General features: G+C 42.9%; 16 protein-coding genes. 14 read left to right on the top strand and 2 right to left on the bottom strand.

Features of this window, described 5'->3' with window-relative positions; all coding sequences use genetic code 11:
* Positions 1-25: 25 nt before the first annotated feature.
* From Q1A23_RS09245 to bshB1, 5 genes are all read left to right on the top strand, one after another.
* Positions 26-2,155 (top strand): polyribonucleotide nucleotidyltransferase, encoded by a 2,130-nt coding sequence (locus Q1A23_RS09245; protein ID WP_299822248.1) that lies wholly within the window; start codon positions 26-28, stop codon positions 2,153-2,155.
* Positions 2,156-2,343: 188 nt separating this feature from the next.
* Positions 2,344-3,207 carry a sigma-70 family RNA polymerase sigma factor gene (locus Q1A23_RS09240; RefSeq protein ID WP_007656436.1) on the top strand — a complete coding sequence of 288 codons (864 nt, stop codon included), beginning with the start codon at positions 2,344-2,346 and terminating at the stop codon, positions 3,205-3,207.
* Between the two features lie 144 nt (positions 3,208-3,351).
* Positions 3,352-4,290 (top strand): thioredoxin-disulfide reductase, encoded by a 939-nt coding sequence (gene trxB, locus Q1A23_RS09235; protein ID WP_299822246.1) that lies wholly within the window; start codon positions 3,352-3,354, stop codon positions 4,288-4,290.
* A gap of 129 nt (positions 4,291-4,419) precedes the next feature.
* Positions 4,420-5,466: a M23 family metallopeptidase gene (locus Q1A23_RS09230; RefSeq protein ID WP_299822244.1), complete on the top strand. Its 1,047-nt coding sequence runs from the start codon at positions 4,420-4,422 to the stop codon at positions 5,464-5,466.
* 10 nt (positions 5,467-5,476) lie between these two features.
* Positions 5,477-6,196, top strand: a complete 720-nt coding sequence (gene bshB1 / locus Q1A23_RS09225) for a bacillithiol biosynthesis deacetylase BshB1 (RefSeq protein ID WP_299822242.1) — start codon at positions 5,477-5,479, stop codon at positions 6,194-6,196.
* An 82-nt stretch (positions 6,197-6,278) separates the two neighbouring features.
* Here bshB1 and accC read toward each other — a convergent pair whose 3' ends face one another.
* Positions 6,279-7,784 carry an acetyl-CoA carboxylase biotin carboxylase subunit gene (accC, locus tag Q1A23_RS09220; protein ID WP_299822240.1) on the bottom strand — a complete coding sequence of 502 codons (1,506 nt, stop codon included), beginning with the start codon at positions 7,782-7,784 and terminating at the stop codon, positions 6,279-6,281.
* Between the two features lie 214 nt (positions 7,785-7,998).
* Between accC and Q1A23_RS09215 the strand changes: the two genes are divergently transcribed.
* On the top strand, positions 7,999-9,237 hold the full coding sequence (locus Q1A23_RS09215) for an aminotransferase class I/II-fold pyridoxal phosphate-dependent enzyme (RefSeq protein ID WP_299822238.1): 1,239 nt from the start codon (positions 7,999-8,001) through the stop codon (positions 9,235-9,237).
* A gap of 106 nt (positions 9,238-9,343) precedes the next feature.
* A complete protein-coding gene (locus Q1A23_RS09210) occupies positions 9,344-9,535 on the top strand; it encodes a histone H1 (RefSeq protein ID WP_299822236.1) in 192 nt (63 codons plus the stop codon).
* 78 nt (positions 9,536-9,613) lie between these two features.
* Here the strand turns inward: Q1A23_RS09210 and tyrS are convergent, their stop codons facing one another.
* Positions 9,614-10,918: a tyrosine--tRNA ligase gene (gene tyrS / locus Q1A23_RS09205; protein WP_299822234.1), complete on the bottom strand. Its 1,305-nt coding sequence runs from the start codon at positions 10,916-10,918 to the stop codon at positions 9,614-9,616.
* A 162-nt stretch (positions 10,919-11,080) separates the two neighbouring features.
* Between tyrS and Q1A23_RS09200 the strand changes: the two genes are divergently transcribed.
* From Q1A23_RS09200 to Q1A23_RS09170, 7 genes are all read left to right on the top strand, one after another.
* Positions 11,081-11,536, top strand: a complete 456-nt coding sequence (locus tag Q1A23_RS09200) for a GNAT family N-acetyltransferase (RefSeq protein ID WP_299822232.1) — start codon at positions 11,081-11,083, stop codon at positions 11,534-11,536.
* 124 nt (positions 11,537-11,660) lie between these two features.
* Complete coding sequence (gene holA / locus Q1A23_RS09195; RefSeq protein ID WP_299822231.1) at positions 11,661-12,707, top strand: DNA polymerase III subunit delta; 1,047 nt, start codon at positions 11,661-11,663, stop codon at positions 12,705-12,707.
* Between the two features lie 232 nt (positions 12,708-12,939).
* Complete coding sequence (locus Q1A23_RS09190) at positions 12,940-16,002, top strand: tetratricopeptide repeat protein (RefSeq protein WP_299822229.1); 3,063 nt, start codon at positions 12,940-12,942, stop codon at positions 16,000-16,002.
* Positions 16,003-16,044: 42 nt separating this feature from the next.
* Positions 16,045-17,727: a hypothetical protein gene (locus Q1A23_RS09185; protein ID WP_299822227.1), complete on the top strand. Its 1,683-nt coding sequence runs from the start codon at positions 16,045-16,047 to the stop codon at positions 17,725-17,727.
* Positions 17,728-17,733: 6 nt separating this feature from the next.
* Positions 17,734-18,897: an HU family DNA-binding protein gene (locus tag Q1A23_RS09180; RefSeq protein WP_299822225.1), complete on the top strand. Its 1,164-nt coding sequence runs from the start codon at positions 17,734-17,736 to the stop codon at positions 18,895-18,897.
* A 55-nt stretch (positions 18,898-18,952) separates the two neighbouring features.
* Positions 18,953-19,603: a MotA/TolQ/ExbB proton channel family protein gene (locus Q1A23_RS09175; RefSeq protein WP_299822307.1), complete on the top strand. Its 651-nt coding sequence runs from the start codon at positions 18,953-18,955 to the stop codon at positions 19,601-19,603.
* Between the two features lie 2 nt (positions 19,604-19,605).
* On the top strand, positions 19,606-20,004 hold the full coding sequence (locus Q1A23_RS09170; protein ID WP_299822223.1) for a biopolymer transporter ExbD: 399 nt from the start codon (positions 19,606-19,608) through the stop codon (positions 20,002-20,004).
* Positions 20,005-20,006 lie beyond the last annotated feature (2 nt).

Genomic DNA, 20,006 nt, shown 5'->3' with positions numbered 1-20,006 from the left:
TTTTTAGATGAAAAAATAATCAAAGATGTCTTATAACGCGATAACCAAAACCATACTTCTTCCTGATGGCAGGGAGATAACAATTGAAACTGGTAAATTAGCCAAGCAGGCTGACGGATCTGTAGTGGTGAAAATGGGTAACACCATGCTTCTTGCCGCTATCGTTTCGAATAAAGATGCCCGTGAGGGAGTTGATTTCTTGCCACTCTCTGTAGATTATCAGGAGAAATTTGCCTCTTCAGGTAAAATTCCCGGAGGATTCCTGAAGAGAGAAGCAAGATTATCTGATTACGAAGTATTAGTGTCTCGTTTAGTTGACCGTGTGTTACGTCCGTTGTTCCCGTCTGACTACCACGCTGAGACACAAATGACAATACACCTTATCTCAGCAGATACAGAGATTATGCCTGATGCACTAGCGGCACTAGCGGCTTCTGCAGCATTAGCAGTATCTGATATTCCATTTAACGGCCCGATTTCAGAAGTACGTGTTGCACGTATCGACGGGCAGTTGGTGATAAACCCGACTGTTACAGATCTGCAAAGAGCAGATATTGACATGATGGTTGGTGCCTCTATTGATAGCGTAGTAATGGTAGAAGGCGAAATGAATGAGGTTTCTGAAGCTGAAATGCTTGAAGCTATTCAATTTGCTCACGAAGCTATAAAAGTTCAATGCCAGGCGCAGCTGGAGTTAACTGAAATGGTTAATAAAACTGTTAAGCGCGAATATTCTCATGAGACTCATGACGAAGACCTGCGCCAAAAAGTGTACGAGGCAACTTATGCCAAAGCATACGAAGTTGCTAAGCGTGGCAATAATGTTAAATCTGAGCGTAAAGAAGGTTTTGCTGCTGTTCTGAATGAATTTGTAGCTTCTCTTGGCGAAGACCATGGCTATGATCTTAATCTCATCAAGGTTTACTACCACGATGTGGAGAAAGAAGCTGTGCGTAACATGATCCTTAACGACAGAGTTCGTTTGGATGGCCGTGCACTTGATCAAATTCGCCCTATATGGTCTGAAGTCAACTATCTGCCTGCTACACATGGTTCAGCTGTGTTTACACGCGGTGAAACACAGTCTTTGACAACGGTAACCTTAGGTACTAAGCTAGATGAGCAGCTGATTGATAGTGCCATGGTATCTGGTACAAACAAATTCTTATTGCACTACAATTTCCCTGCATTCTCTACTGGCGAGGTTAAGCCTAACAGAGGTCCGGGTCGCCGTGAAATTGGTCATGGTAACCTTGCATTGCGTGCTCTTAAGAAAGTGCTTCCAACTGAGAATCCATATACTATCCGTATTGTATCTGATATATTAGAGTCTAACGGTTCATCATCTATGGCAACTGTATGTGCGGGTAGCTTAGCGCTAATGGATGCTGGTGTACCAATCAGAGGTGCCGTTTCTGGTATTGCGATGGGGCTTATTACAGATGAGAAATCTGGTAAATTTGCTGTTCTTTCAGATATACTTGGAGATGAAGACCATTTAGGCGATATGGACTTTAAAGTAGCTGGTACCAAAAACGGTATTACTGCTTGCCAGATGGACATCAAAGTTAATGGGTTATCTTCTGATGTATTACAGCAAGCGCTGGCGCAAGCCAATGCTGGTCGTCTACACATCCTGAACGAGATGAGTAAAACCATCTCTGAACCAAATGCTGATTACAAACCACATACTCCACGTTCTTTCAACATTGTTATTGATAAAGAATTTATCGGTGCGGTGATTGGACCAGGCGGTAAAGTGATACAGCAGATACAGAAAGATACAGGTGCCACAATCATTATTGAAGAAAAAAATGAGAAAGGCCATGTAAGTATCTTTGCCAGCAACCAGGATGCAATGGATAGTGCTATTGCTAAAATAAAAGCTATCGTTTCTCAGCCTGAGATCGGAGAGATTTATATTGGTAAAGTTAAGTCAATCCAGCCTTACGGTGCATTTGTTGAGTTTATGGCTGGTAAAGATGGTTTACTTCATATTTCTGAAATTAAGCACGAACGCCTGGAAACAATGGATGGTGTGCTTGAAATAGGAGAGGAAGTTAAAGTAAAACTTATCGATGTAGATAAGAAAACAGGTAAATTCAAGCTTTCTCGTAAAGCGATTCTTCCAAAAACTGAAGCTTCAGAGCAATAGTAAATTTTAATTACTCTTGGTGCCGCCCGTAAAAGGAAAACGGCGCCAAGAGTTTTTTCTTTTACTGCGCAGCCAATTACCTCTTGATTTTATTTACAAGAAGTAAGAACTTTGCGCGGTTTTTTGATGTTAAGTCACCGAGCCAAATTCTTAATTTTTAACAATTTTTGCAATAATAATATACTCTGATGAGACAACTCAAGATAAGCAAACAGATTACGAACCGCGAGAGCCAATCGCTTGATAAATACCTACAGGAGATTGGTAAAGTAGATTTGCTTACTCCGGATGAAGAGGTGTCCTTGGCACAGAGAATCAAAGAAGGAGATCAGTTTGCGCTTGAGAAGTTAACAAAAGCCAACCTGCGATTCGTTGTATCGGTGGCTAAACAGTATCAGAACCAAGGCCTATCTTTAGGTGACCTTATTAATGAAGGTAACCTTGGTCTCATAAAAGCGGCTAAACGTTTCGACGAAACACGTGGTTTTAAGTTTATATCTTATGCCGTTTGGTGGATTCGCCAATCTATTCTACAGGCATTGGCGGAGCAGTCTCGTATTGTAAGGCTTCCGCTTAACCGTGTAGGCTCCCTTAATAAGATCTCAAAATCATTTTCTGAGCTTGAACAGAAGTTTGAGCGTGAGCCATCGCCTGAGGAAATAGCGGAAGTGCTGGAACTGACAACTGCTGAAGTAGTTGATACCCTTAAAATATCTGGCCGCCACGTATCTGTGGATGCACCTTTCGTGCAAGGTGAGGAAAACCGTTTACTAGACGTTCTTGAAAACGAAGACGAAGAATCACCTGATACAGGTCTGATGAACGACTCGCTTCGCAAAGAAGTACAGCGCGCACTTTCTACACTTACTAAAAGAGAGGCCGATGTTATTACTTTATACTTTGGATTGAACGGAGAGCATTCGCTCACACTCGAAGAGATAGGTGAGAAGTTTAACCTTACCCGTGAGCGTGTAAGACAGATAAAGGAAAAAGCAATCAGAAGACTTCGCCATACATCCAGAAGTAAAGCCCTAAAGCCATACTTAGGTTAAAATATCCTAAAAGTGCAGGAGCCCTGACAGAAATGCCAGGGCTTTTTTATGCCTTCTGCAGTATACTTTTGCACCTCTTGATGCAGGCTTAGGGCTAGAAATTTTGTATACTTGCAACCAAATTTGATTGAGCACATAAATCTAATGGAAATAGAAAAAGTAAAATGCCTTATCATCGGCTCTGGACCTGCCGGTTATACAGCTGCCATCTATGCTTCAAGAGCAGGACTAAATCCTGTTTTATATCAAGGACTACAACCAGGTGGCCAGTTAACAATCACTAACGACGTTGAGAATTATCCGGGTTACCCTGAAGGAGTTATGGGCCCTGAGATGATGGAAGACTTTAAGAAACAAGCAGAGCGCTTTGGTACTGATGTACGCTACGGTATTGCTACAGCTGTTGATTTTTCCTCTCAGCCTCACAAAGTAACGATTGATGATCAAAAGGTTATTGCAGCAGATACTGTCATTATTTCAACTGGTGCATCTGCTAAGTGGCTTGGCCTTGACTCTGAGTCAAGGTTGAATGGTAGTGGCGTTTCTGCCTGTGCTGTTTGCGACGGTTTCTTTTACCGCGGCCAGGAGGTAGCTATTGTAGGTGCCGGTGACACAGCGGCTGAGGAGGCTACTTATCTTTCAAATCTTTGCACGAAAGTATACATGATTGTGCGAAGAGAAGAGATGCGTGCTTCAACGATTATGCAGGAACGTGTAAAGAAAACGAAGAACATCGAGATACTTTGGAATACTGTAACCGAGGAAATTCTGGGAGATCAGACGGTAGAAGCGGTTCGTGTTAAAAATGTTGTAACAAATGAGATGCGCGAAATTCCTGTGAAAGGCTTCTTCGTTGCTATTGGCCACAAACCTAACTCTGATATTTTTGCCGAATACCTTAACCTGGACGAGAATGGCTATATACGTACTATTCCAGGAACCTCAAAGACAAATATAGACGGGGTTTTTGCTTGCGGCGATGTACAGGATTTTACTTACCGCCAAGCCGTTACAGCAGCCGGTTCAGGATGCATGGCTGCCCTTGATGCAGAGCGTTATTTGGCAGCAAACGATTTGCACTAAAAATAATATATAAAGTCCCCATTAATTGCACTATTTTTTAGCGTTTAGGCTTGGGGAAATTACAATAAAATAGCAGAGGTGCAGTTTAAAGTGCGAATGCAAAATATGCCCCCAGCTAAATTTGATGGTATGTCAAAATTAAGATTGCCCTTATTTTTGGTGTTTTACTTACTCTGCAATTTTAGTGGAGTTAATAGTGCTGTAGCACAAAGTAAAGTAAAAGACCTTTTTAAAACTAAGTCTCCTAAGATACAATACGTTAGGCCTGACACCACCATACTTATAAAGTATGACGAATTCCCTGATGATGATTCAGACGCAGATCAATCTATCTTCTTCAACCCGAAGAAAGAGCTCTCTATTGTAAGCGAAGATACCTCAGAACTTGATTTAGGTGAACAACATATCGTGGAAATGTCTGAGGAGGTGCTAGTTGATTCTACATGGGTTAAAATTGCGGGCTACTATTCTATTTGGGATACGCGTAACATCAATCCCTACCGTATGGATGGGCGCCAATTAAAGGATACAATTGACATTAAACTGTACGACCCTCGTAATAACCGAAACTACAAAATGCCTTTGTCTGAAACTCCTATTACAAGTCATTTTGGTAGCAGAGGGGGCAGATGGCATTATGGTACCGATATAGACCTTAACACAGGTGACTCAATATTTGCGGCTTTTGATGGTGTAATAAGAATAAACAAGTGGGATGGCGGTGGCTACGGTAATTATATTGTTGTGCGCCACTACAATGGCTTGGAAACACTTTACGGCCACATGAGCAGAACTATTGCCCAGACGGGGCAGTTTGTTAAAGCAGGCGACCTGATAGGCTTAGGTGGTAGCACAGGCAGGAGCTCCGGGCCGCATTTGCATTACGAAGTGCGATATCAGGGTAACCCCATAGACCCCGAGAACATGTACGACTTCCCGGATTATCTGCTTAAAGGGGAGAGTTTGGTGATAACATCTGCTCTGTTTAATTACTATAACAGAGCAAAAGGCTCAAGTAGCGCTGGCCGCAGAACTGCATACCACACAGTACGAAGCGGAGATACATTATCAGGTATCAGCAAGAAGTATGGCGTTTCTGTAAGCCAGATTGCGAAGCTAAATGGTATGAGCACGCGTACCACATTAAGAGTTGGCCGTAAGCTACGTGTTAGATAAACTGTTAGAGATGAAATTAGATATACTTGCTTTCGCCTCACACCCCGACGATATTGAACTGGGCTGTTCGGGCACATTGATTGCACACATTGCGGAAGGTAAAAAAGTCGGGATTGTAGACCTAACTCAAGGGGAGTTAGGTACACGCGGTACACCGGAAATCCGGTTACAGGAAGCTGAAGAGGCTGGCAAGATTATGGGTTTAGCTGCTCGTGAGAATTTAGGATTTGCAGATGGTTTTTTTCTTAATGATAAAGAGCACCAGCTACAGGTGATTCAAAAAATTAGAAAGCATAAACCTGAGTTAATAATCATCAATGCTATCTTTGATCGGCATCCAGATCATGGCAGGGGCTCTGAGCTGGTTTCTGAATCTTGCTTTAAATCTGGGTTGAAGATGATAAAAACACAGAATGAGGCAGGAGAGGAGCAGGAGGCCTGGCGCCCTAAAGCAGTCTATCATTACATTCAGGATAGGTTTATATCCCCTGACGTTGTAGTAGACGTTACTGCGTACTGGGATAAGAAATTAGAAACAATTCGTGCTTTTAAGTCGCAGTTTTACAACCCTGATGATACGTCCTCGAATACCTACATTTCTTCCCCTGAGTTTTTAGAGTTTATAGAAGCCAGAGCTAAAGAAATGGGGCACTCTATCGGTGTTACTTACGGAGAAGGCTTTACCAAGGAGCGTAATATTGGGGTTAGGAGCCTCTTCGATCTTATTTGATGCATACACTACACATATAAGTATAAAAAGAGGGGCCGCAATATACTTGCGGCCCCTCTTTTTATACTTATATGTGCACCTTTTAGGTTCTGTTCTTTCGCCAGTTAGAAACTTGCTCTGTTACCTGTGCGCCATTCTGGGGCGCAGTTGCAGCTTTACTCTTTTTTGTGTTTAGCAACATCGCTGCCAATGCCACGCCAATTTCCTCTGCTTCATCTGTTAGGCTTAGATCAAGCATTTCTGGGGTATAATAACGTTCAATAAATTTTGTGTCGAAATTTCCACTTACAAAAGCTTCGTGTTGTAGCACAAATTTACCGAAAGGAAGTGTGGTTTCTATTCCTGTGATCTGGTATTCATCGATGGCACGTAGCATCTTATCAATAGCTTCTTGCCTGTCTTTACCAAAAGTGACCAGCTTTGCTATCATCGGGTCATAGTATATCGGAATATCCATGCCTTGCTCAAAACCATCATCAACGCGCACGCCTAATCCCTGAGGACGCTTATAAGTTTCAAGTCTTCCGATATCAGGCAGGAAGTTATTTGTAGGGTCTTCGGCGTAAACACGCAGTTCCAGAGAATGACCATTAATCTTAAGATCATCCTGGGTAAAGGTTAAAGGGTTTCCTTCAGCAACTTTTATCTGCTCACGCACCAGGTCCAGGCCAGTAATTTGTTCAGTTACCGGGTGCTCCACCTGCAGGCGCGTATTCATCTCCAAAAAGTAGAAGTTAAGATTTTCATCTACCAGAAATTCTACTGTACCGGCACCTACATAATCGCAGGCTTTCGCGACATTCACGGCGCAAAGTCCCATTTCGGCTCGCAGTTCCGGTGTAAGAACAGCCGATGGCGCTTCTTCTATAACCTTCTGGTGGCGGCGCTGGATGGAGCACTCCCTCTCAAACAGATGCACAATATTGCCATGTGTGTCGCCTAATACCTGTATCTCGATATGGCGCGGCGATCCGATGTATTTCTCGATAAAAACAGAGCCATCACCAAATGCAGAGGTAGCCTCACTTACTGCCAGTTGCATTTGCTCCTCAAACTGATCCACGCTTTCAACCACGCGCATGCCTTTACCGCCACCGCCTGCACTTGCTTTTATCAGAATAGGAAAACCAACCTGCTGCGCAATATGCTTTGCTTCTTCCACATCGGTTATCGCGCTTTCGGTACCAGGTACCATAGGTATGTTATACTTGGCAACAGCAGCTTTAGCAGCCAGCTTACTTCCCATCAGCTCGATTGCTTCCGGAGAAGGTCCTATGAAAATAATTCCGGCTTCTTCTACTTTTTGAGCAAATCCTGCATTCTCAGACAAAAAACCGTAACCAGGGTGGATGGCATCAACGCCTAGTTGCTTGCAAACATCAATTATCACATCACCACGTAGGTAAGACTCATTTGACTTAGGTCCTCCCACGCAAACTGCCTCATCAGCAAATCGCACGTGAAGGGCATTTCTGTCAGCCTCACTATAAATTGCTACCGTGTTGATTCCCATTTCTTTAGCGGTGCGCATTACTCGCAAAGCAATCTCGCCACGGTTGGCTATCAGTAACTTGTTTATTTTTTTCATACAGGTGCTATTATCTTTCTGTCTTCAAAGAAAACGCTTTACAGGCAAAGTTAAAAGCCGCACGAATAAAAAGGTGCTTCTGATATAGTATATATGCATTGTATATGATGTTGTAAAAGCATAAATTTGCGAAACTTGAAACTATACTTTAGTTTATTAGGTGTAGTATGCAATTATAATCTGAAATTATTCTGATAACCAAATTATTACACAAGTGGATTTATTTGAAAAGTTGTTGACCAACAGAGGTCCATTGGGAAGCCACTCTCATTATGCGCATGGCTATTTTACATTTCCGAAGTTAGAGGGGGAGATTGCGCCACGCATGAAATTCAGGGGAAAGGATGTGCTAACCTGGAGCTTAAACAACTATTTAGGGCTTGCAAACCACCCAGAAGTACGTAAAGCTGATGCTGAAGGAGCTGCGACATGGGGTATGGCTTATCCAATGGGTGCCCGTATCATGTCTGGTAACTCAAACCTGCATGAGCAACTGGAGTCTGAGTTAGCTGAGTTTGTTAGCAAGCCTGATGCATTGTTGCTTAACTTTGGTTATCAGGGGGTAGTATCGATTATTGATGCACTAGTTGACAGACACGATGTGATTGTTTATGATGCTGAGTCTCATGCCTGCATTATCGATGGTGTTCGTTTACACCAAGGTAAGCGCTTTGTGTATGCGCATAACGACATGGAAAGCCTTGAGAAGCAGTTAGAGCGTGCTACACGTTGGGCTGAGAACACAGGCGGTGCCATTCTTGTGATTACAGAGGGTGTGTTTGGCATGTCCGGTAAGTTGGGCAGCCTTGATAAAGTTGTTGCGCTTAAAGAGAAGTTCAATTTCCGATTGCTGGTAGACGATGCCCACGGGTTTGGTACAATGGGTAAAACCGGTGCCGGCACAGGGGAGCACTTAGGTTGCCAGGACGGTATCGATGTATACTTCTCTACATTTGCTAAGTCTATGGCTAGTATTGGTGCGTTTGTGGCATCAAACGAGCAGGTGGTTGAGTATCTTCGTTACAACATGCGTTCTCAGATATTCGCAAAGTCTCTGCCTATGCCTTTGGTGGTCGGAGCTATCAAACGTTTGGAGCTGTTGCGCACAAAGCCAGAGCTTAAAGACCAGCTTTGGACAGTTGTGAATGCATTGCAGTCTGGTTTGCGTGAGAAGGGCTTTAACATTGGTGGTACAGAGTCTCCGGTTACCCCGGTTTTCCTGAATGGCCAGATTCCGGATGCCACACAATTAACGCTTGACCTGCGCGAAAATTATAGCATTTTCTGCTCTATTGTAGTGTACCCTGTAGTACCGAAAGATGTGATCATGCTACGCCTTATTCCGACGGCTGCCCATACTTTAGCTGACGTGGAAGAGACAATTGCAGCATTCGAGAAAATTGCACAAAAATTGGACAAAGGCTTGTATGCAAGCCCTGCAGTTACCGCATAACTTGCTCCAAAGGCATATATTAAAATTTGCTAATTTTTGCTTGTTTGTAACAAATGTGTATATTAGAGCAGTAAAAACAAATGTTTCACTATAACAAATAGCTCTAATGAACAACAACTTTAGCAAACTGAGAGACCTAGTAATGTCGTTGGAATCTGATTTCGAAAAGTTCTACGATAAAGGTAACGCTGCTGCAGGTACTCGTGTACGTAAAGGTATGCAGGATCTTAAGAACATGGCTCAGGACATCCGTAAGGAGGTTCAGGACGCAAAAAACAGCGCTGCTGAGAAGAAATAAGTTTCAAACAAGCTTATCCAAATAAAAAAGGTGACCTGAAAAGGCCACCTTTTTTATTTGCAACAAATTTAAAATCAATTACTTAACTGTTATTAAGTAATAGTTCTTCTTTCCTTTCTGCACTACCAGGTGCTTTTCCTGTAGCAATTCATAAGTTACAGCGTCATCAGCCCCGGCAACCTTCTGGCGGTTTATACTTACCCCACCGTTCTTGATCATTCGCTTAGCTTCTCCTTTCGAATCAAAGATTTGTCCGCCTGTGATGTCTGATAGCAAATCTGTAACAGTACCTGCTGTTTCAAAGCTTTCTTTCGTGATTTCAATTTGAGGAACACCTTCAAACACCGAGAGCAAAACCTCCTCTTTCAAGCCTTTCAGGGTATTAAAATCACCTTTGCCAAATAAAATTTCTGATGCTTCTGTGGCTGCCAGGTAATCTACTTCAGAATGTACACGAATTGTAACATCTTTAGCTAATGCTTTCTGTAAAACCCTTAAATGAGGGGCTTGTTTGTGCTCTTCTGTCAATCGTGCAATTTCATCTTCCGGAAGCAAAGTATAAACCTTTATGAGCTTCTCCGCTTCTTCATCCGATAAGTTAAGCCAGAACTGGTAGAACTTGTATGGAGAAGTAAGTTCAGCGTTTAGCCAGATGTTGCCACCCTCAGATTTTCCGAACTTCGTACCATCTGCTTTGGTCACAAGTTTGCCTACCAAAGCAAAGGCTTTGCCACCATCTATTCGGCGTATCAATTCGGTGCCGGTGGTAATATTTCCCCACTGATCCGAAGCACCCATCTGCAGCCTTACGCCTTTGTTTTTATATAAATGGTAAAAGTCATACCCTTGTATCAACTGGTATGAGAACTCCGTAAAAGATAACCCTTCTGCACGGTCGCCTTCTTCGTCAGCGCTGATGCGTTTCTTAACAGAGTCTTTGGCCATCATGTAATTTACAGTAAGATGTTTGCCCACCTCACGCAAAAAGCCAAGGAAACTGAACTCCTTAAACCAATCGTAGTTATTTACTATCTCAGCAGAGTTTGCACCGCTGTTAAAATCCAGGAATTTCTCTAACTGCTTCTTAATCCCTTCCTGGTTGGCACGCAAAGTCTCCTCATCAAGCAAATTACGTTCTGCTGACTTACCTGAAGGGTCACCGATCATACCGGTTGCACCACCAACCAATGCTACCGGCTTGTGGCCTGCGCGCTGTAGGTGCACCAAAAGCATTATGGTTGCCAGGTTGCCTATATGTAAAGAGCTGGCCGTTGGGTCGAATCCGATATAGCCAGTTGTCATGCCAGAAGCTAGCTGCTCTTCAGTACCGGGCATGAAATCGTGGAGCATGCCTCTCCATCTTAATTCGTCAATAAGGTTCATTTACTGCTGTTTCGTCTGTTCAAGGCAAATATAAAAAAGAGTTGGCAGTTTATCTGAAGCAATTGGCAAATCAACGTAATACCAGAGTTGTTTCGCACTATAGACTACATTAGGTAAGTATACTTTACCTTTGCCCAAAGGAGTCTTTTATAAATCAAATTTATGCAACTGCATATCAGAACAGCAACAGTTCAGGATTTACGGCAAGTTAAACATATAGATGAGGCGCTTTTTAAGGAAGACGCTTACCCGATGTTTGTTTTAAGGCAATTCTTAGATGTGTCCGGACATTTGTTTAAAGTAGCTGTGCTTAATGAAGCAGTAGCCGGTTATGTGCTGGGCAGTTATAATGTTGCTGATACTACAGCCTGGTTTCTGTCTTTGGGGGTGCTCCCAGAATATCGTGGCAAAGGCATAGGGGAGGCACTAATGCATACTTTGATGAACGATGTAAAAGGAAGAGGTGCAAATGCGGTTTACTTAACAGTACATCCTGAAAATGCATCGGCCATCAAACTATATGGAAAGCTAGGTTTCCGTACCGAGTTTACGGACCCTGATTATTACCTGGACGGAAGCCCACGGTTGGTAATGCGAAATATAATACCTCAAGTATAAAATCTAGTTGCATCAGCGACAGAGTTTAAAATAAACTAAGGCTTTTATTTTATTCCTGATGCTTTAAATTTGTAGTAGTAGGGCTAAATCTCAACTGTAAATCAAAATACCTAAGTATAAACTCATGTCGCATACCCCCGAGAGCATTTTAGAGCAATTAAAGCAAAAGCAATTCGCCCCAGTATACTTTCTGCAGGGCGAAGAGTCTTTCTATATCGATACTATTGCAGACTATATAGAACAAAATGCTTTACAGGAGCACGAAAAAGGCTTTAACCAGGTAGTAATTTACGGTAAAGATGTAGATGTATCTACAGTATTGTTGCAAGCCAAGCGATTCCCGATGATGTCGGATAGGTCTGTAGTAATAGTGAAAGAAGCTCAAAGCATACATGATATTGAAAAGGAAGAAGGAATGAAGCAACTGGAAGCTTATCTGCAGAAACCTCTTCCCTCTACCATACTTGTATTTTGCTATAAGCACAAAACGCTGGATGGACGCAAAGCCTTAGCAAAAGCTATAAGCAAGCATGCAATACTGCTTACAACCAAAAAACTGTACGACAATCAGGTTCCGGCATGGGTAACGAGTTATTTAAAGCAGAAAAACATTAGAGCCACGCCACAGGCGGTGCAGTTACTGAGCGAGTATATTGGTGCTGACCTGTCCAGGTTAGCAAATGAGATAGACAAATTGCTGCTAAACCTGAAGCCTGGTGCTACCCTGGATGAAAGTGTTGTGCAGGAAAATGTTGGCATCAGCAAAGAGTATAATGTTTTTGAACTACAGGCCGCTTTGATAGCACGCGATGCTCTTAAGGCCAACCGCATTATACATTACTTTGAATCAAACCCAAAAAACAACCCGCTCATCCCGAACCTCTCCATGTTGTTTAACTTCTTCACGAAATTACTGACGCTGCACACGCAGGCAGACAAATCGGAAGCGGGTTTAAAGAAAAGCCTGGGCAACCAAGCCTGGAAGCTAAAAGACTACATGCAGGCTATGCGTGTATTTCCGGCGCAGCGCTGTGTTGATATTATTCATTTTGTGAGGGTGGCAGACTTACAGGTGAAGGGTATAACAGGGGGAGATATGGCTGAAGCCGACATCTTGCGAGAACTTGTTTTTAAAGTATTGCACCCGGTGCCCAGGGCATTGGCCTCATAATTTTCAAATTTGCAGCAAGGCACACAATATTTTATACTTTGCTACATTCTATAGTTATTATACTATAAACGCTGCCAAACTACTTTTCAAGAAATGCGTTAAAGGCAGCTTGCCCTGCTATTTTTTTAGTAACTTTGAGAATGGCATATACTGATTAAACCCAGTTTTTACCTATAGTAAGAGTATACATCAACGACCAAACCAAATTATCCCGATGGGTAATAAAAAACATATGAAATTTGCTTACAAAGTTGCGCTAGCATCCGTTTTGGCCGGCGGCTCTCATGTGGTAGTGGCGCAGCACTCGCAGGCGTTTACTTCCGAAGAGAGATATTTTCATGAAGGCGTGGAGCTTTTCGACCGTGCAAAGTATGGCGCAGCACAGGAGGCCTTCCGGAAGTATATTGCCATGATAGGCGATAACGCGAAAACTGCTGATGCCCAATATTACTACGCACTAAGCGGTTTATACTTGCTGCACCCAGATGCAGAGCAGTTAATCTTAAACTTTGTACGAAACTACCCGACGCACCCTAAAACGGCGCTGGCAAACTACGAACTGGGTTTATACTATTTTGAGCAGAAGAACTATAAGCGTGCCGCAGAGTTGCTGCAACTGGCACCAACGCACCTGCTTAGTTTAAAGCAGAATAAAGAACTGGAGTTCAAGCTTGGTTATTCATACTTTGCCACCAAAGACTTTGATAACGCTAAAATCTGGTTTGACAAAAACAAAACAACCGGCTTTAGGGAAGATGAACACCGCTTTGCCTATGCCTCGAGTTACTATGCCGGTTATATTTCTTACCGTAAAGGCGACTATGCAGCAGCTAAAGCAGATTTAAAGGTAGCTGAGAAAAACGAAGCCTATGCCAGAATTGTGCCTTACATGATCACAGAGATTCTTTATAAAGAGAATGATGTGTATGAGGTTATCCGCTACGGTGAGGCTGCCCTGGCAATGAAACCCGCTGTACAACAGGCTGATGAAATTGCCTTACTAGTTGGCGACGCTTACTACCAGAAAGCTGATTACAGAACAGCAGACAAATACTTTAACCAGTATGAAGAAGGCAAAAAGACATTAGACCCGGTTGTACAGTACAAATTTGCTTTTACAGATTACAAAAACAATAATTTTAAAGCTGCCATTGTCAATTTTAAGGCAGTAGCGCTTAAAAAGGATGCACTTGGGCAAAACGCGGCTTATTACTTAGGTTTAAGCTACTTAAAAGAAAACAACAAACAATTTGCTTTAACTGCTTTTGACCAGGCTCGAAAAAATGATCATGACAAGGATGTAACCGAAGCTGCGACGCTTAAATATGCGCAGGTAAGTTATGAGCTTGGCAACTTTAGGGAGGTTATCAATTCTTTAGCTGACTTCAACAAAAACTATCCTAACTCCTCTCAGGCCGAAGAAGCAGATAAACTGTTGAGCGAATCATACTTTGGCTCTAACAATTACGCAGATGCTATCCGACATATCGAAAGCCTGGAGAAAAAAAGCTGGCGTATACTTCAAACCTATCAGCGGGTAACGTACCATCACGCTGTAAATCTGTTTAACGATGCTAAGTTTCCTGCTGCAGTAGCAATGCTGGACAAATCGCTGCAGTACCCTTATGATAAAGAAGTAACTGCTGCCAGTCATTTTGTTAAAGGAGAAGCGTATTCTATTGGGCAGCGTTATAACGATGCGATCAACAGTTACGGCGCAGTTTTCCGTACAACTCAAAACGCTAAAGAAGATTACTATACAAAGTCCCGCTACGGCATTGGCTACGCGTACTACAACACGAAGCAGTACGACAAGGCAATGACGCATTTCAAGGCTTATCTGGATGCCATCAAGCCTAGCAACCCAAATTACAACGATGCTACTTTACGCCTGGCAGATACTTACTACGTAAGCAAAAACTATAACGAAGCACTTAGCTTGTATGAGCGAGTACTTTCTTCTAGTTCGCCTGATCGTGATTACGCTTTGTTTCAGAAAGGTGTAATAAACAGTATTGCAGGTCGTAACGATAGAGCAGCTCAAGCTTTACAAGAGGTAATTACAAAGTATCCGCAGTCGCGTTACGTGGACGATGCGCAGTACCAGCGTGCCATAATTGATTTTGAGGGTGGCAACTACAAGGCAGCTGTAAGCGGCTTTACGGCGCTTATCGATAATATGCCTACCAGCCGTTTAGTACCTAATGCCTTGCAAAAAAGAGGTATAGCATATTCCAACCTGGGTCAAAACAACCTGGCCATCGCAGACCAGCAACGTGTACTAAATGAGTTTCCAAACTCTAAGGTAGCAAGTGGTGCACTATACAGTTTACAGGAAGTATTGGGCGCGGAAAATCGCACAAATGAATTTGATGCTTACCTGGACAAGTATAAATCTGCAAACCCAGAAAGCGATGCCCTAGAAAGTATAGAATTCAACTCAGCTAAGAACTTATACTTTGCTCAGAACTACGAACAGGCACTTCCTAAGTTCGAGAAGTTTATAGTGCAGTATCCTAAAAGTTCCTTTGCTTCTGATGCCCGCTATTTCCTGGCAGACTCTTACCTGCGCCTGAACAGAATGCAGGAAGGACTGCAGCGAATGAAGGAGGTGGTTACCGAAAATAAATCCGAATTCGTGAACCGTGCCATCCAGCGTGTTGCTGACTTAGAGTTTGAAGCTAAAAATTATCCGGAGGCTATCAAGTACTATGGCCGCCTGAGAGACCTGGCCACAAACCGAAAAGAACAACAGACCGCGCTTACAGGATTGATGCAAAGCTACTACCGCACCAATGACTATGCCGCAAGCAAGCGGGTAGCGGGTGAGTTGATAAGCCAGGGCAATGCTTCACTAAATGCTTACAATTCTGCTTTACTTTACAGAGGTAAATCAACTTACGGCCAGGGTAATATGGAGCAGGCATTAACTGAACTCCGGGAAACCGCCAAGGAGGCTTCTGATGTGAATGGGGCAGAGGCACAGTACCTGGTAGCGGAGATCTTGTATAAGCAGAAGAAGTATAAGGAGTCGCTTGATGTGGCCTTTGACTTTAACACCAAGTTTGCCAACTACGATTACTGGTTAGGTAAAACGTTTATACTTATAGCAGATAACTATGCTGCACAAAACGAGATATTCCAGGCAACATCTACGCTTAACTCTATTATAGAGAACGCGCCAAACCAGGAGATCGTGGAAGAGGCGAAGCAGAAGCTAGCAAAGCTGGAAGGTCGTAGCACCCAAGGGCAGCAGCCAAAGCAGACACCGGCAGATACTACAGGCCAGCAGTAAACAGTTCGTCCTAGTCAGATTATCAAGAACAGAATCATCAAAATGAGAAATAAATTAAAATTAGCCTCTCTTGCCATCGTTTTAAGCGTTGGCTATAGCTACCTGAACCAGGCGCAGGCCCAAGGCTGGGGCGAAGGTGCTAAACTGGAAGATGCAGAAGTTGTGGTTGAGAAAAACCGTGTTATTGAGTTGCCGCAGGCTGCCCGTAATTTCGAGAAATTCAGAATACCGGCACCAGAGGCAGGAGACAGGAATGTATATTACCGCTTTGTCGATTATCGCTTACCATCGCAGGACATTAATCTGCAGATGAAAGTGCTCACTATAAAGCAGGATGAACTAACAAAACTGTATGGTAACTATCTGAAAGCAGGTATCGGCAATTATGGTAGTTTATACTTAAAGGGCTACTTCCATAACAAGCGCAGCAAGGATACAGACTATGGGGCAGAAATTAGCCACATCAGTTCAGCGCGTGGTCCGGTAGATAAAGGAAACTCGGCAGTCTCCAACAGTTCTATTGGCGTGCACGGAGAGCGCTACCTTAAAGGTCTTACGCTAGGCGGCAGACTTAGCTATGGCCGCGATAAGTATCATTTTTACGGTTATGCACCTAACCAGGAAACGGAGGTTGACAAAGACAACATACAGCAGCTTTTTAACAGAGTAGCTGCTGAAGGTACGCTGCATAACCAAACTTCTGGTGCCCCTTTTCTCTACAATGCTAACCTGAAAGCCACTTACCTCAAAGACCATTATGACAAGTCGGAGGTAAATGTAGCTTTAGGCATGCGCAGCGAGTATGGCATTGATGATGTTTCTGCTTTTAAAGTAGATGCAGACCTTTCATTTCTTACGCATAAGGATGAAGAAAGCGTAACCCGCAATTTCGTGAAAGTTCACCCGCAGTACCAGCGCCAGTTTAATGCGGTACAGTTAACCTTAGGAGCCAATATTGCCTATACCGGCGATACAATCAATGATGCTCGCAAGTTTAATGTATACCCAACTGCCAGGTTAGCAGTAGAGCCAATTAAAGATAACTTGCAGATCTACGCAGGTTTAGGTGGCGGTTTAGAAAGAGTTACTTTATATGGTTTAACTCAGGAGAATCCTTGGTTGGCGCAAAATGTACAGGTAGCCGATATTAACAAAGGATTAGAAGTATACGCTGGTTTCCAGGCTAACATTGCCAATTATGTACACCTAACAGGCCGTGTTGCCTACCAGAACTTTAGAAACCTATACTTCTACAACAACTCTGTTACAGATTCTACCAAATTTGATCTGCTTTATGACGACGGAGTAACAAATGTTTTAAATTTTTATATAGAGGGCTCTTTTAATTATTCTGATGAATTAAGAATCGGATTAAAGGCTGATTATAACAAGTATAACACAAATGACTTGGAGCATCCGTTTCATCGCCCCGAGCTGATGTCGAGTGTTTTTGCCACCTACAACTTCTACGATAAGATTCTGTTTAATTCAGAACTTTACTATATTGGTAGTTCATTTGGCCGTATTACTCGCCCTGATGGAACAACGGTGCTTCGCGAAACAGATTCGATCGTGGACCTGAACCTGAAGGCGGACTATAAATTCACGAATAATTTTACCATTTTTGTGATGGCCAACAACCTGTTTGGGCAGAAATACGAGCGGTTCGTAAATTATCCGAGTAAAAGTATAAACGTGTTAGGTGGTATTACCTATTCATTCTAAAAGCCTATGGTAGAAAAGCACATAAAGTCATTGCTCTATGATCATGACTGTGTCATCATTCCCGAGTTCGGTGGTTTGATTACACGTTATGTGTCTGCCCGAATAAATCCGGTTAAGCACTCATTCCTGCCACCTTCCAAGAAGGTTGCTTTTAACGAGAAACTTGTTTTAAACGATGGTTTGCTGATAAGCACGATCGCGTTCAGAAACAATGTATCTAAAGAAGAAGCGCAGCAAATGGTGGCGGATTTTGTACACCACGCTAAAACAACCTTACAGCAGGATAACAAATTTATACTTCACGATATCGGAGTGTTTAAGTATAACACAGAGCGCCGGCTGGAGTTTGAGTATGTGGAGTCTGATAATATGCTGGAGGCAAGCTTCGGTTTACCAGAATTAACAGCCAGGCCAATCAGGTTTGAAGAGCCTGCGGTGCTGCGCACTCTGAAAAAGGAAATACAGCCCGAGAAGACACAAACAAAACAGCCGTTTAAGAAACGCCTTAAAAGAGCTTATAACGTGGCGGCTGGTCTTGCCTTAACTGGACTATCGGTTTCAGCTTTATACTTCTTGTCGTTGCAGGCCGATTATAACCTAAGCAGCCTGAATCCTATTATGTTGTTCAACCAAAGCTTTAACTCAGGAGCTACGGCAGCAGCTGATAAATATGCACCCGACTATATTCCTTTTACGGAAGAAGAAAGGATGCTAAATTATCAAGTTATACTTCCTGCAACTCAGCAGCCTGTGGCAGTTGCTGAAGAAACGTTGATAGAGGAAGAACTGCTTCAGGATGAGGTTTATAATTGGGATGCAAGTGATGCTTCAGAGGAAACAACAGATCTAGTTGCTACTGAAGTTGTTACAAACGAAATAAACCCAGTTGCTGTGGTTGAAGAACCTGAAAAGGAGAAGACAACAATTAATAAGCAGACCAATCGTTTTTATATTATTACTGGCGGTTACTCTACTTATTTAAGCGCTGAAAATGCCCGTTACGAAGTACAGACAAAAGACTTTAACGATGCTAAAGTGCTGGAGCCTGGCCGTGGAAGCAAATTATACCGCGTTTCTGTAGCGGATTTTGAAACAGAAGAAGAAGCGCATGCCGCTTTAGATAAGTACAGAAGCACATTCGGAGAAACAATTTGGGTATTTAAAAAATAAAATGACGTCACTCTTATTACAAATCACAACTACACCGGTTGATACAACTACTGCCATGGCTGAGGGAGCCGGAGCTGCAGAAACATCTGTATCACTATTAGACCTGGCTATTAATGGTGGCTGGGCCATGTACCCACTAGCTCTTTTATCTTTAGCTGCTTTGTACATATTTTTTGAGCGTTATCTTACGCTTAAAAAAGCAGCTAAAAACCCTGAGGGCTTTAACGACAGAATTAAAAGCATGGTATTGGCAGGTGACATAAACGGTGCTAAAATGCTTTGCGCCCAGGCTAACACACCAGTTTCCAGGATGATCTCCAAAGGTGTTTCCCGCATAGGTAGCCCATTAAAAAACATCGAGACATCAATTGAAAACGTTGGTAAAATCGAGATCAGCCGTTTAGAGAAAAACCTATCTGCGTTGGCTACTATTGCAGGTGCTGCGCCTATGCTTGGCTTCCTGGGTACTGTAACTGGTATGATCGGTGCATTTATCGCTATTGCACAAGCCGAAGGTTCAGTTAGCCCTAAGCTTTTATCTAGTGGTATCTATGAGGCCATGGTAACAACAGCTACCGGTCTTATTATTGGCTTGCCAGCTTATGTAGGCTATAACTACCTAGTTTCTAAAATCGACAGCATTGTGCATTCTATGGAGTATTCATCCATCGAGTTCCTTGATCTGTTACAAGAACCACAACTGTAAGAATGAACCTACGCTCTAAAAACAGGATTAACCCAGAGTTTAGTATGTCGTCTATGACGGACATTATCTTCCTGTTACTTATATTTTTCATGCTTACCTCAAATTTTGTTACACCTTCTGGTTTACCAGTAAGTTTGCCAACAAGCAAAGCTTCTGACATTACAATGCAGAAGATCAGCGTGACAATTACAGAGGACCTGCAATATTACCTGAACGACAAACCAATTGCCCTGGAGCAGATAGAACCACAGTTGGCAACATTGTTGCAGGGAGGAACAGAACAGGGAGCAGTAGTGTTACACGTAGACAAGACAGTACCGGTAGAGCATCTTGTAAAGGTGGCCGGAATCGCTAAGAACTTGAACGCGAGTGTTACATTAGCTACTGTACCAAGCGAATAAGA

It is taken from the genome of uncultured Pontibacter sp., assembly GCF_947492645.1.
Lineage (GTDB): Bacteria > Bacteroidota > Bacteroidia > Cytophagales > Hymenobacteraceae > Pontibacter.
This window is presented reverse-complemented; position numbering and strand designations above follow the sequence as displayed.

What these genes read in the sequence shown, in the direction of transcription:
- tyrS (WP_299822234.1), bottom strand. Translation starts at nt 10,918, where the DNA reads ATGAACCTTATTGACGAATTAAGATGGAGAGGCATGCTCCACGATTTC.
- Q1A23_RS09230 (WP_299822244.1), top strand. Translation starts at nt 4,420, where the DNA reads ATGTCAAAATTAAGATTGCCCTTATTTTTGGTGTTTTACTTACTCTGC.
- accC (WP_299822240.1), bottom strand. Translation starts at nt 7,784, where the DNA reads ATGAAAAAAATAAACAAGTTACTGATAGCCAACCGTGGCGAGATTGCT.
- trxB (WP_299822246.1), top strand. Translation starts at nt 3,352, where the DNA reads ATGGAAATAGAAAAAGTAAAATGCCTTATCATCGGCTCTGGACCTGCC.
- Q1A23_RS09200 (WP_299822232.1), top strand. Translation starts at nt 11,081, where the DNA reads ATGCAACTGCATATCAGAACAGCAACAGTTCAGGATTTACGGCAAGTT.
- holA (WP_299822231.1), top strand. Translation starts at nt 11,661, where the DNA reads ATGTCGCATACCCCCGAGAGCATTTTAGAGCAATTAAAGCAAAAGCAA.
- Q1A23_RS09210 (WP_299822236.1), top strand. Translation starts at nt 9,344, where the DNA reads ATGAACAACAACTTTAGCAAACTGAGAGACCTAGTAATGTCGTTGGAA.
- Q1A23_RS09170 (WP_299822223.1), top strand. Translation starts at nt 19,606, where the DNA reads ATGAACCTACGCTCTAAAAACAGGATTAACCCAGAGTTTAGTATGTCG.
- Q1A23_RS09175 (WP_299822307.1), top strand. Translation starts at nt 18,953, where the DNA reads ATGGCTGAGGGAGCCGGAGCTGCAGAAACATCTGTATCACTATTAGAC.
- Q1A23_RS09180 (WP_299822225.1), top strand. Translation starts at nt 17,734, where the DNA reads ATGGTAGAAAAGCACATAAAGTCATTGCTCTATGATCATGACTGTGTC.
- Q1A23_RS09185 (WP_299822227.1), top strand. Translation starts at nt 16,045, where the DNA reads ATGAGAAATAAATTAAAATTAGCCTCTCTTGCCATCGTTTTAAGCGTT.
- bshB1 (WP_299822242.1), top strand. Translation starts at nt 5,477, where the DNA reads ATGAAATTAGATATACTTGCTTTCGCCTCACACCCCGACGATATTGAA.
- Q1A23_RS09240 (WP_007656436.1), top strand. Translation starts at nt 2,344, where the DNA reads ATGAGACAACTCAAGATAAGCAAACAGATTACGAACCGCGAGAGCCAA.
- Q1A23_RS09245 (WP_299822248.1), top strand. Translation starts at nt 26, where the DNA reads ATGTCTTATAACGCGATAACCAAAACCATACTTCTTCCTGATGGCAGG.
- Q1A23_RS09190 (WP_299822229.1), top strand. Translation starts at nt 12,940, where the DNA reads ATGAAATTTGCTTACAAAGTTGCGCTAGCATCCGTTTTGGCCGGCGGC.